Source organism: Marinobacter sp. NP-4(2019) (assembly GCF_003994855.1).
Taxonomy (GTDB): domain Bacteria; phylum Pseudomonadota; class Gammaproteobacteria; order Pseudomonadales; family Oleiphilaceae; genus Marinobacter.
Window position 1 is genome coordinate 2,217,451 of the sequence record NZ_CP034142.1, and the last position, 12,698, is coordinate 2,230,148.

11 protein-coding genes are annotated in these 12,698 nt (G+C 56.3%); 9 read left to right on the forward strand and 2 right to left on the reverse strand.

Annotated features, from left to right (window positions below):
* The first annotated feature begins 145 nt into the window (after positions 1-145).
* From EHN06_RS10140 to EHN06_RS21695, 4 genes are read left to right on the forward strand one after another with little or no spacing between them, the layout of a single operon-like run.
* Positions 146-1,639 (forward strand): flavin monoamine oxidase family protein, encoded by a 1,494-nt coding sequence (locus EHN06_RS10140; RefSeq protein WP_127332473.1) that lies wholly within the window; start codon positions 146-148, stop codon positions 1,637-1,639.
* Entirely contained in the window at positions 1,636-2,292 is a 657-nt protein-coding gene (locus EHN06_RS10145) for a c-type cytochrome (protein WP_127332474.1), read from the forward strand. Before EHN06_RS10140 ends, EHN06_RS10145 begins: the two co-directional genes overlap by 4 nt.
* Positions 2,293-2,329: 37 nt before the next feature.
* Positions 2,330-3,010: a hypothetical protein gene (locus tag EHN06_RS10150; RefSeq protein ID WP_127332475.1), complete on the forward strand. Its 681-nt coding sequence runs from the start codon at positions 2,330-2,332 to the stop codon at positions 3,008-3,010.
* The gene (locus EHN06_RS21695) at positions 2,982-3,959 is read left to right on the forward strand and encodes a PAS domain-containing methyl-accepting chemotaxis protein (RefSeq protein ID WP_323053025.1); all 978 of its coding nucleotides are present in this window, start codon (positions 2,982-2,984) and stop codon (positions 3,957-3,959) included. Before EHN06_RS10150 ends, EHN06_RS21695 begins: the two co-directional genes overlap by 29 nt.
* On the opposite strand, the gene EHN06_RS10160 is transcribed toward EHN06_RS21695, so the two are convergent.
* Positions 3,949-4,578 (reverse strand): TetR/AcrR family transcriptional regulator, encoded by a 630-nt coding sequence (locus EHN06_RS10160; RefSeq protein ID WP_127332477.1) that lies wholly within the window; start codon positions 4,576-4,578, stop codon positions 3,949-3,951. The two genes, EHN06_RS21695 and EHN06_RS10160, sit on opposite strands and share 11 nt — an antisense overlap.
* Before the next feature lie 46 nt (positions 4,579-4,624).
* A complete protein-coding gene (locus tag EHN06_RS10165; RefSeq protein WP_127332478.1) occupies positions 4,625-5,311 on the reverse strand; it encodes a TetR/AcrR family transcriptional regulator in 687 nt (228 codons plus the stop codon).
* Positions 5,312-5,564: 253 nt separating this feature from the next.
* Here EHN06_RS10165 and EHN06_RS10170 point away from each other — a divergent pair, with 253 nt between their 5' ends.
* From EHN06_RS10170 to EHN06_RS10190, 5 genes are all read left to right on the forward strand, one after another.
* On the forward strand, positions 5,565-7,154 hold the full coding sequence (locus EHN06_RS10170) for a DUF1302 domain-containing protein (RefSeq protein WP_127332479.1): 1,590 nt from the start codon (positions 5,565-5,567) through the stop codon (positions 7,152-7,154).
* Between the two features lie 25 nt (positions 7,155-7,179).
* Positions 7,180-8,538, forward strand: a complete 1,359-nt coding sequence (locus EHN06_RS10175; RefSeq protein ID WP_164735598.1) for a DUF1329 domain-containing protein — start codon at positions 7,180-7,182, stop codon at positions 8,536-8,538.
* A 67-nt stretch (positions 8,539-8,605) separates the two neighbouring features.
* Positions 8,606-9,634 (forward strand): YCF48-related protein, encoded by a 1,029-nt coding sequence (locus EHN06_RS10180; RefSeq protein WP_127332481.1) that lies wholly within the window; start codon positions 8,606-8,608, stop codon positions 9,632-9,634.
* Positions 9,635-9,650: 16 nt separating this feature from the next.
* Positions 9,651-12,245 carry an efflux RND transporter permease subunit gene (locus tag EHN06_RS10185; protein ID WP_127332482.1) on the forward strand — a complete coding sequence of 865 codons (2,595 nt, stop codon included), beginning with the start codon at positions 9,651-9,653 and terminating at the stop codon, positions 12,243-12,245.
* Between the two features lie 81 nt (positions 12,246-12,326).
* On the forward strand, positions 12,327-12,650 hold the full coding sequence (locus tag EHN06_RS10190; RefSeq protein WP_127332483.1) for a hypothetical protein: 324 nt from the start codon (positions 12,327-12,329) through the stop codon (positions 12,648-12,650).
* The last annotated feature ends 48 nt before the right edge of the window (positions 12,651-12,698 follow it).

Sequence of the window (12,698 nt, forward strand, 5' to 3'; positions counted from 1 at the left end):
GTAAGGGCTTAACCCGGCGGATCGGCAAAGTCAGAGCCTGAATCCTTATCTGAAATTAAAAATAACGGGTGTTGCGTTAAATTGGAGGGCTTGCTAATCTCTGGTTTGACCCTGCAAACGAGGCACGACACTGAGGCACGCTAATATGGCTAAGAAAGTTTCCTCTGACACTTCGATCAACGCGCAACGCCGGCAATTACTCAAGTTTGCCGGCGCATCGGCTGCCGCGGGAGGGCTCGGTTTAAGTGCCGGGCTCGCAAAAGCAGGTGCAACCCTGGAATCCGCTTCGTCCGACGACGTATTGGATATCGCCATCATTGGTGGCGGGCTGTCCGGACTGACGTCGGCCCGTGACCTTCAGCGTGCCGGCTGCGAATCCTTTGTGGTCCTGGAAGCCCGGGACCGGGTGGGCGGACGAACGCTCAACTACGACGTGGGACACGGTGAAGTATCGGACGTGGGTGGGCAGTGGATCGGCCCGAGCCAGACGGCCGTGGCGGATCTCGCTCGTGAACTGGAGGTAGAAACCTTCCCGTCCTACTACGACGGCAAGACCGTCATCCTGGGTGGCGAAGGGCAGCTGGCGATCGATCTGGAGGGGACCTTTGGTACCGATCATGCGATAGCCGAGAAACTGAGCAAACTCTCGCGGGATGTGCCTTCAGGAGCGCCCTGGAGATCCCCGAGGGCAGAAGAACTGGACAAGCTTTCAGTGGGCGACTGGCTGGCCAGGCAGGACATTAAGCCAGAGGACCGAGTTAGCTGGGACGGCAGCATAGCCCTCACCGGCGGCGTGATGCCTGCAAAGATGGGGTTCCTGCATTTTCTGTCCATGATCAACTCTGCCACGAGTGACTACTTCAAGCTGGACTCCATCAAGGACAGCGCCCAGGGCACCCGGTTTGTGGGTGGCGCCCAGCTCCTCAGCATCAAGATGGCAAAAGAATTAGGGGATAAGCTGCGCTTGTCCTGTCCAGTTCGGAGAATTTCCGACTGGGATAGCGATGTGGTCACCCTGCACACGGATCAGGGGACCATACGCGCCCGCCAGGTGATCATGGCGCTCAGTCCACCGTTGTGTCAGCAGATTGAGTTCAGCCCGGCTCTCCCCGAGAAAAGAGCAGCGCTTCAGCGCGCCTGGCCCGCCCATTCCCCGGCGCGGAAGACCGCGATGGTCTATTCCCGCCCGTTCTGGCGCGAGCAGGGGCTTAACGGTCATATCTTCCAGGTCAACGGTCCCATCATCTGGGCCTACGACAACTCGCCGGTCAATGGCGAGGTGGGGGTTATCAACGCCTTCGTATCCAACGCCAATTTGCCGTCCGATCACAACCAGGCGAAACGCGCCCTGGCGGAAATCTATGCCCAGGCCTGGGGCGACAAAGCCTTGCGCCCCGTGGCTTACCACGATCAGGACTGGGGGCAGGTGGACCCCTGGACCATCACCTGTATTTCCGCAATTCCGCCGGGATTCTGGACCACCCACGGCGAAGCCCTGAACCCACCCAGCGGCAAACTTATCTGGTCCGGTACCGAGACCGCCGATATCTGGGCCGGTTATATGGATGGAGCGGTTCGCTCCGGTCATCAAAGCGCCCTTGAGGCACTGAATGCCCTGCGGTTGAGGAGGCGTACATGAAGAAAAAAATCCTTATCGGTATTCCGGCGGTCCTTGCACTGGCACTGGTGTTTTTCGGGCCCCAATTGGTGGATCTCGTCCGGCTCCAGGCCTATCTCACGGAGTCACAGGAGGCCTACCAGGCCAATAAAGGTGAATGGCCTCACCTGACGGACGCTTGTGAAACGTGCCATGGCCGTAACGGGAATTCGCTGCACCAGGGCTATCCCAGTCTGGCGGGACAACCCGAATCCTACCTCGCAACCGAGCTTCGCGAGTTTGCAAACGGTCAGCGGGACAACCCGAATATGGCCCCGCTCGCCATGACCATGAGTGAGGAGGAAATCCAGCTCTATGCGGAGTTCTTTTCCAGGCAGATCGCCAAGGAAAACCGCTTCTTCGAGGTGGATCCAAAGCTTCAGGAGCAGGGCGAACGGTTGGTCGAAGCCGGTGGTTGCGCCGGCTGTCACGGTAAAAATCTGACTGGACAGGGCGAGTTTCCGCTCCTGGCTGGCCAGGGCTATGACTATCTCCTGAAACAACTCGATGCGTTTGCCAGCGGTGAGCGTAAGGACGTCACAGGCGTGATGAACAGTATGGTTGGGAGCCTTTCAGCGGATGAGCGCAAGGCCATTGCCAGCTACCTGGCAGGCCTTCCTCCGATCACCAACTGATCAACCACGCGTTACCTACAAACCACTGGGAGTCATTATGGATATCAAAATTGCCATCCTGTGTGTCGCTACTATTTTGCTGTGGGCGACCACGTTGATCTGGGGGATTAAGTTCCTCAGGAGAAGTAACTACCTGCTTGGTATAGAGTATCTGGTCGTTACGGTGTCGACCACAAACCTTTTTATCTATCTTATGAACGAGTCCCAACTCGCCTATGACATCTCGTTCTTTCTGGATGCCTTCTCAAGGGCTGCCGGCATTCCGATTATCGCCACCGCTGGCCTGATGGCGGTGACGCATAACTACAAGCCCTCCAAGACCGTCGATATCCTGTTTTTCGTCGGCGCTTTTGCGGGAACGGCGGCACTGCTGTCGATCGATGCGTTTGCCAAACCATTGCCTTATTTCTACCTGGTCATGTGGAGTGCATTCTCGATTTACCTCGTTTATTTCGGGTACAGGCTGATTCAGGTAGGGGAGTACCGTCATGCAGTGCATGTCGTTATTGCCATGTTGTGTGGGCAGGCTATTGCCACTATCTACGACTTTTTCAAAATACCGGGCGATGAGCAGCAGATCATCTTCCTCATCCTTGCGTTAACAACCTGGTCCTACCTGGTGGTAGTACTGTATTACGCTTTCTATGCCCTGAAACGTGCAACGATTTCCAGCGGGGGAGCCGATGTTAATGAAGCATTCGTCGAGAAAGCTGGCTAACGACATCGTCGGCTTTATCGAACAGCTCAAACGGAATGGCGAAGAAGCAGACAGCGGCCATTTCCCGGGATTACGGCGGCATCCGGCGGTAGGCTCGTCCATTCGATTATTCGTCGAGGAGGCCCGTCGGTCGGAGTCGATGCTCTGTTCGGAAGTTGAAACTCTGGCCGCCCGTATCAGGGTTTTGGAGCGTCGGCATGCCGATGAGCTTTCCGACCGGGATGCGCGTATCAAGGAACTGGAAGAGCAAATACACACGGCATGGTTAGCAGTGGATGCCCATGAGCGGGAAGTCGAAGCGCTCAGGGCGGAGCAGCATGTCTGGAGGTTGATTCAGTCAGCACTCACGGAAGGTGTATGGGACTTCGTTGTTAGCAACGGACGAATTGACGATCCGCAAAGCAGATTGATCATTACAGACGCCTTCCGGAATCTGCTTGGATACAGCCGGGAAGAATTGCCGGATGGCCTGGATAGCCAGGCCATGATTACTCACCCTGACGATCTTCCCCGAGTCATGGGAGCTATTGAGGCTGAGCTGCTGTCTCCGTCCGGTGCCGATGAGTACATTGTGGAATATCGAATGCGCCATAAAACCGATGGGTATTGTTGGTTTCGTGAGCGGGGTCGGGCAATACGGGACGAGGATGGAAATCTGGTACGAATCATCGGCGCAGTGCGGGATATTGGCGATGAGCATGCGGCTGTGGCCTCACACCAGAAGCTTAAGGAAAACAGTCACGAAACCTATCGCAAGATATCGGAAGTGGCTGATGTGATCAGCGGTTTGGCGAACCAGACGAATTTGCTTGCCTTCAACGCGGCCATCGAGGCGGCACGTGCAGGTGCCGCAGGGAAAGGATTTTCCGTGGTTGCGGATGAGGTAAAAAAACTGGCGGATCGAACCCAGGAAGCGACAAACCGAATCCAGAAGATGCTTAATGCTTAGAAGGAGGGGGCTCTATCAGGGTTATTAGCGCATCCAGAAGTGCTTTTGCCCGGCTCGGCTCAAACCTTTCAGGTTCAATCGGATGCATCATCATCCAGCCATCGCTGATCGCACTGAGCTGGTCTGCCAGCAAGTCTGCTGGAATGTCACTCCGAATGACGCCTTGCGCCTGTCCTTTCGCCAGGATCGTCGCCAAACCCTGGCGAAAGCGAAAGTATCGTTGTTGTATCACACTGGCAAACGCTGGTTCATGCCGGGCATGGGCCAGCAACTGAAACACGGCGAGCCAGGTGTCTGTCTCGTTAAGGCTTGTCCAATCCAGCCACTGTTGGATGACAACCCTGACATCGACAGATCCCTCGCCGGAATCCAGCATAGTATCAAACTGATCGAACAAGCCTTGTGCGACCGCGGAGACCATCTCTTCTTTGTTCGCAAAGTAGTATGTGACCGCCCCCGTTGTGCATCCGGCTTGTTTGGCCACTTTGCGCATGGATGCTCCGGCGTAGCCTTCCTGGGCGATCACCGATATTGCCGCGGCCAACAGTTCGGCCCGTTTCGCCTCGCGATCGCCTACTGGCCGGCCTCGCCGGGTTGTTTTTAATTCATGGTCGCTCATAAGACGAATCCTCGTGCAAGTCCTTCTTTTGTCGGGATGAAACTAGCTACGTTGCGGTGTCCGGCGCTCTGGGCGGCGAGAGAAGGGTAACGGCAGCGTCCATAAGAGCCTGGCCACGGCCAGGCCTGAACCGCTCAGGTTCAATCGGCATCAGCATCATCCATCCGTCGCCCATGGCACTGACTTGGTCGGCGAGCAGGTCGGCCGCTATATCACTTCGTACGACGCCCTGGTTTTGCCCCTTCTCCAATACTGATGTGAGCGCTTGTCGGAATTTGGCGTATCGCCGTTGCACGATGTCTGCGAATGCGGGCTCGTGTCGGGCATGGGCCAGTAATTGGGTGAGTGCAAGCCAAAGGTCCGTCTCATCAACCTGAGTCCAGTCCAGCCACTGTTGGATTAATCCCCTGACGTCGATCTCGTCCCGGTTGGCGTCCAGCAAATCATCAAACCTGTCGAAGAGGCTTTGTGCGACAGCCGCGTCCATCTCTTCCTTGTTGGCGAAGTAGTAGGTGACTGCACCTGTTGTGCACCCTGCATGTTTCGCCACTTTGCGCATCGACGCTCCGGCGTAGCCTTCTTGCGCTGTCACCGCTATGGCAGCGGCCAACAATTCTGCACGTTTGGCTTCGCGGTCTCCGACTGGTCGTCCCCGTCGGCTTGTCGGCTTGGCTTTGCTGGATGCAATGGGACGACCATTGGTCGCGGAGGCGGGAGAGTCTGAATGAGTCATAGGTCGGTGGCAGTTCCATAGTCAAATGTCGTTTCCATCGTTTCGGCCCATCTTAGCAGGTGGCTTGATTTAGGAAAACATGAGTTATTAAAAGCTCACCCTAACGCCACAAAATAATAATAACACCTGTTGTCATTAAGAGCTTGCCTTGATAAAGTCCTAACAACTGTTACGTAAATGTACCTATAGAAAGGCAGGGACGCACCTTCGGATTAGGGATAAGCACAACAAGAAATGACGAGAGGTCCATGTAATGAGAAAGAGTCTCCGATTAAAACGACTTCCACTGGCAGTTGCGATGCTGTCCGGAAGTATCGGCCTGGCGAGCGTTGGGCAAGTGCAGGCCATGCAATTTGACTTCGGTAAAGACAGTGAGGTGTCCGGCAACCTGGATATCACTCTGGGGTATGCGGCCTCAGTGCGTGCCGAGGATGCGAAACCCTCTGCATTGAACCCGGCTAATAACCTGTTGGGCACTGGTACCACTCCCAACTATCTCTCCGATGCCCGGGTGCCGGAGGCCGGCGACCTGATATCCAACGTCTTCAAGGCCACCGCGGAACTGGGGCTGGATTGGCGAAACTATGGCTTTGCAGGCTCTGTTACCTACCAATACGACACCGAGATCATGCACGACGAATCGGTTGATTTTATGGGTAACTCGGTGCCCTGGACGGACGCCGCGGAAGATTATGCCGGCAACTTCTACGACGTTCTGGATGCCTATGTCTACGGGTCTTTCAATATCGCCGAGAACCCGCTTGATGTGCGTGTGGGTAAGCAGGTCATCAACTGGGGCGAAGGGCTGTATTTTCTGGACGGCATCTCAACTCAGGTACCTCTGAACTTCAACAAGCTGGTTACCCCGGGATCGGAACTGAAGGAAGCGTATATCGGGGTGAACAGTGTCTATGCCCAGATGGGTATCGGCTACAGCGCGTCGGTTGCGGCCTATGTGCAAACCGATTGGGAAAGAGCCGAATTCGGACCCCGCGGCACCTTCTACAGCGACGACTTCTTCTTCCGTGGAGGCACCGAAGTCGATCCACTACTGGGCGTGCCGATACGGGACCGTGACAGCAAGCCAGATGATAGCGGTCAGTGGGGCGTGTCCAGCCGCGTTTTTGTTACCGATGACACGGAACTTGGGGTCTATTACTCCCGGTACCATGAAACCCTCCCGTTCATAAAACTGACTGTGCCGGGCAGTTCGGACGACCTGGGCTCGGCAACAGGCCTCCAACAGGTCTGGCCCGAGGACCTGGATATGTTTGGGCTCAGCATGGCCACCACGGTTGGCACCTGGTCAATCAATGGTGAAGTGGCCTATCGGCCAGACCGGCCGCTGTTCACAAACCTGACCACGTTTGATGCCAAAGGCCGCAACATTGAAGAGCATGACACCGTCAACGCTTCAGTTCACGGCATCTGGCTGGGTGGCGCGTTACCGCTGGGTATCGACGCGCAACAGCTGCTTGTTCAGCTCGGCGCCGACTATATCGACGGCGACCTGGACAACCTTCAGGCCCACAATTCCGTCCACGGGGAAGTTGTAGCGCCGGATGATCTGGCATACGGCGTCGCCGCCGAATGGAGCGGAACATGGTATGCGGTTTATCCGGGAACCAATCTCACCCTCGGACTGTTCCTGCAAAGGGATCTTCACGGTAACTCCCATTTCTGGGGCAATTTCGCCGAAGACAGAACGCTTGGCACGGTTTCCCTGACGGCCAATGTCGGCAATTCCCTGGAAACCACGTTGGGGTACAACTGGTTAAACCAGGACAACTCCAACTATGAGACCCAGGATAACGTCAACCTGTCTGTCAACTACAAGTTCTGAGCCTGCGCAAAGGGGGATCCAATCAATGTTGAATAGAAAAGTCCTGTTTACGGCGGTTGCTACGTTAAGCCTTTATACCGCCAACGTTTCTGCGGCCATCAGTTCTGCAGAGGTAAAGCGCCTGCAAGAGGATCTGACGCCGGTTGGCGCCGAGCGCGCGGGGAATGCCGAGGGCACCATTCCGGAGTGGACCGGCGGTCTTACAGAGGTGCCGGCCGGATGGGAGCGGGGTGACGACCGCCCGGACCCGTTCGCCGACGAAGAGCCTCTTTTCACAATCACTGCCGCCAATATGGATCAGTACGCGGATCGGCTAACCGACGGCTCCATTGCGTTGTTGGAGCGTTATCCCGAGTTCAGCATGCCAGTCTATGAGACCCACCGCACCGCCGCATGGCCGCAGCGGGTTTATGACAGCATTGCTGAGCAAGCCACCACCGCCAAGCTGGTGGATGATGGTAACGGCGTCTCTGGCGTTTGGGGAGCCATACCGTTCCCGATCCCAAAAAACGGAAATGAGGCCATCTGGAACCATAACCTGCGTTTCCTGGGCACCTACCTCAACGTTCCATCAGCAATCGCGACCATTGTTTACAACAACGACCAGAAGTTTGAATGGTGGTTCAGCAACAAGGTCCACTATACCTATTACGACCCGAGCATTACCGACGAAACCCGGGAGGAAGGTGCCTTATTCCGTTACGCCGCCACTGTGCACGCTCCGGCCCGGGATGCCGGGGAAGGGTACGTTGCGCTTGAATACATCGATGCCAAGGAAAATCCCCGCAAGGCCTGGACTTACGATCCCGGGGAGCGCCGTGCTCGACGCGCACCCAATCTGGCCTTTGATACGCCGGACCGGCCGATGAACGTGATTGATGACTACGACATGTTCTCCGGTTCGCCTGAGCGCTACGACTGGAAACTGGTGGGTAAGCGGGAAATGTACGTACCGTACAACAACAATTACCTCAACTCCATCAAGCACTCCGTGGAGGATGTCTATCGCACGCCTGTGATCAACGCGGAGCTGACACGTTACGAGCTGCACCGTGTCTGGGTGGTTGAAGCCACCGTCAAGCCCGATGCCCGTCATATCTACGCCAAGCGTGTTTTCTACATCGACGAGGATACCTGGAGCATTCTGGCGACCGACAAGTATGACGGTAACGGCAACCTGTGGCGCGTAGGCTTCAACTTCCCGGTCACCGCACCTGAGGTTCCGGTCACTGCGGGTGGCATCAACGTTCACTACGACCTGAAGGTCGGTGGTTACTACGCCATCGGTGGTGCAACCGGTGAAGAGCGAGCGCCGACCTTCGATGAGGAGGCGCCGCAGTCGGCGTATTACTCCGCATCTGCCTTGCGTCGTCGGGGCCGGTAAGAACCGATTGGGTTGAGACTCCATCACTACTTTGGGATGGAGTCTCGCCTTATAGCTAGGGGACTTTATGAAAAGACTAACCAACGCCAATCGCCGCAGCACAGGCTGCCGTTCCATGAGCATGCTATTTGCCGCAGGGCTGGCCGCTGTCGTGAGTGTTGAAAGTGCGAGGGCGGAATACCAGGACCCCCTGGATACGCCTGCGCAAATAATGCCTTCTGCACCTCAATCCCTGCTTCTGGACATTACGCAGGTGGATGAGCGCCTGGTAGCGGTAGGGGAGCGTGGACATATCCTCTTCTCAGATAACCATGGAAAGGACTGGCAGCAGTCCGAGGTTGCGGTACGTACTCAACTGAATGCCGTGTTTTTTGTCGACGAGAAGCAGGGCTGGGCCGTCGGGGAGGATGCGGCAATCGTGCATACCGACAATGGCGGGCTGAGCTGGCAGAAACAGTTCGACGCCCGCAATGCCGAAATCCGGGGTCCACTGTCGGATGTGTACTTCAAGAACGCCAATGAAGGATATGCCGTCGGCGTCTTCGATAAGCTCTATCGCACCGAGGACGGCGGCGAGACCTGGCAAGACTGGTCTGATCATGCCAACAACCCCGATGAATGGCATTTCTTTGCCATTGCCGCCACCGATGCCGACACGCTGTACATTGCCTCCGAAGTCGGCCTGCTGTTCCGTTCCCTTGATGGGGGTGACAGCTTCGAACCGTTGCAGACCGACCACAATGGATCGTTCCACGGCATCCTGGCCAAACGTGCCCCTGACGGCAGCGATTGGCTGATCCTCTCCGGGGTTGGCGGCAAGCTATTTACCAGCAAGGACGGCGGGGAGACCTGGCGTGAGCTGGAGACCCGCACCGAGATGGGGCTGGCCGGTGGTACCTGGTTGGCCGATGGATCGGCACTTGTTGTTGGTACCGAAGGCGTGATGTTGCATGTCTCAGCGGACCTGGCTTCGGTGAAGAAATACCAGCGTAAGAATGGCCTGCCTTTAAGCAGTGTGGTTCAGCAGTCACCGGACAGCTACGTGATGGTTGGGCTGGGTGGTATCCAGGCCATGACACAGCTGCCAGGCCGGTGAACGGAGGAGAACAAGAATGAGTAATCCCAACCAGGGGCTGAAGTTTTCAGCGCTGACAAGGGCGGTTTTTACTTTCCGCCTACCCATATTGCTCCTCAGCCTGGTGGCCACGGTCTATCTGGCGTGGCAGGCGAGTTTGGTGCAACCCGACACCCGACTGGAGAGACTGATCCCGGGCAGCCATGAGTTTGTGACTAACGCCAGGGAGTTTCTCGGAACCGAGAGCGTTGGCGACAGCAGCATTATTCGGGTGGCGGTCGCACGCGAGCAAGGCACCGTTTTTGACTACGATTACCTGGTCAAACTGCAGCAGATCAGTGACGACCTGTCGCTGCTCGAGGGCGTGGACACCAGTAGCGTCAACTCCCTCTGGTCGCCGGGTATGCTCTGGTTTGCGATCACACCCTTGGGCTATGACAGTGGCCCGGTGATCGACAACGCCTCGTTCAATGACACCGCCGAAGCGATGGACATTATCCGCACCAACGTCTTCCGTGCGGGGCTGGTGGGAAGCTATGTATCCAACGACTTCAAGGCCAGCATGATCGATTTTAAGGTGCTGCCGATCAATCCGGCAACGCAGCAGCCGCTGGACTTCAATGCCTTCTCGGATCGACTGGAACAGGTACGCCAGAAACACCAGGACGACAACATCAGCCTCCATGTGATCGGCGATGTGAAAAAAGTGGCCGATCTGGTGGATGGTTTCGGCCAGGTGGCGTTGTTCTTCCTGATTGCATTCCTGATTACAGCGGCGTTGCTGTTCAACTATTCGCGCTGCTACAAGTCCACCCTGATCCCGCTGGTCTGTTCTGTGGTAGCCGTGGTCTGGCAGTTAGGCATGATCAATCTGCTGGGGTATGGGCTGGGGGTATTCTCAGTTCTCGTGCCGTTCCTGGTGTTTGCCATCGCGGTCAGTCACGGCGTGCAGGTGATCAATGCCATCGCCCATGAGACGGCCAAGGGCGAGGACCGGTTCAACGCTGCCCGGGTGACTTTTCACCATCTGCACAAGGCGGGGCTGGTAGCGCTGATCAGTGACGGCATCGGCTTTGCGACCCTGTTTATGATCGATATTGGCGCCATCAAGGATCTGGCAATGGCGGCCAGCATTGGTGTGGCTCTGGTGATCTTTACCAACCTGGTTCTGCTGCCGGTGTTGATGTCCTACGTTGGCGTGTCCCAGCGTTGTGTCGATCATGCCCAATACAAACTGCAGAAAAAATCAGCGCTCTGGGATGGTCTTGCACACTTTGCCGAGCCAAAGTTGGCGCGTGTCGCTGTTGTTGCTGCTCTGGTTCTGGCCGGTGGGGGTATCTGGTTCAGCCAGGGTTTGAAGATAGGCGATTTGGACAAGGGCGCACCCGAATTGCGTGCCGACTCCCGCTATAACCTGGACACCAACTACATCACCAGCCACTTCAGCACCAGTACGGATTTGATGACGGTGTTCGCCGGCATGCCCGAGGGGAAATGCGAGACCTACAAGGCCATCGAGCTGATTGATCGCCTGGGATGGCAGCTCGCCAATACCGAAGGGGTTAAGTCGGTGAACTCGCCGGCGACCCGCGCCAAGATGAATCGTTACCTCGGCAACGAAGGCAACCTGAAGATGATGGCGTTGCCTCGGGATGAGCGGGTTCTGAGTCGCGCCATTGCCGTGTCCGGGTTCTCGTTCACTGGCGGAAGTGCCAGCTGTGATCATCAGAAGCTGAAACTGGAACTGACCGATCACAGCCAGGAAACCCTGCAACGGGTTGTTGGTGTGGTTCGGGACTTCGCGGCCGCTCACAACGACTCTGATATCTGGTTCCAACTGGGCGCGGGAAATGCTGCTTACGAGGCGGCCACGAACGAAGTCATCGAACGTGCCCAGTTTGAAATCCTGGCCTATGTCTACGGCATTGTTGCCTTGATGGTGCTGCTGACGTTCCGTTCCGTCAAAGCGGTGATCTGTATTCTGGTGCCACTGGCATTGACGTCGCTACTCTGCCAGGCGCTGATGGCGGTGCTGGGGATCGGCATCAAGGTGGCTACCCTGCCGGTAATTGCGCTGGGCGTGGGAATCGGGGTTGATTACGGGATCTATATCTACAGTCGTCTCAACTCCTACCTGGCACTGGGGCATCCGTTCCGTCAGGCATATCAGGAGGCCCTCAAGACAACCGGCAAAGCCGTATCCTTCACCGGCCTGACCCTGGCAATTGGCGTAGCGACCTGGATTCTGTCGCCCATCAAGTTTCAGGCCGATATGGGCATCCTGCTGACGTTCATGTTCCTCTGGAACATGATTGGGGCGCTCACACTATTGCCCGCGCTGGCGCATTTCCTGCTGCGAGACAAGGGTGGGGAAGTGATGTCGGGTCAAGCTGAATGGTCCCGAGGACGTCGGAGGCCGCTTAAAAACAGGGCGGGTTCTTGCTCGGGAACCCGCCAACCAAATTGGAGTTGTGTCCGCTTTGCCGGGTCTTTGATCCGGCTTTTTTCTTCCCTCAGCGTTCCTCTGAAGTTCTCTGGAAATTACCAAGCCCGAAAGCGTGGTGTGAATGGACACCAGTTCGCCTCTTTAAAAATTAACATAACAACTGTTGTGTTAAATTATCATCATTGATACGATTCTTTTAAGGGAGAGATCCGGAAAACGGTAAGGAGATGACACTGCTGTAGCGAGTAAGTGATATAGGTGGCGCAAATGTTTGATCAGCAACATGCATCGTTTTTGGTAGAAGAGAACCGTCGATTCGCCGGTACCGGAGGCGTCAGTGAGCATAACGCCCAGGCCCGTTTTGTTCCCGCATTTCAGGATACTTATACCGGCCAGGTGGAAATCTCCCGTTTCCGCGACGGTCAACCCGCGCCATTTCATCTGATTGACGGCTTACCCGAGGACTGGATCGCAGAGAGAGACGTGACTGGGCGAGTGGTTCAAATCAAAGGCTCGATTATTTCAGGGTTTGTCCGGTTTGGCGTGTTTTTCACCAGGCAAGAGGCCTCTGACTTTATTGGGAAAGGTTAAGGTCAAAACGTAACGAGCAGCCCCGCCAAGCCACTCGCTCACGTGTCG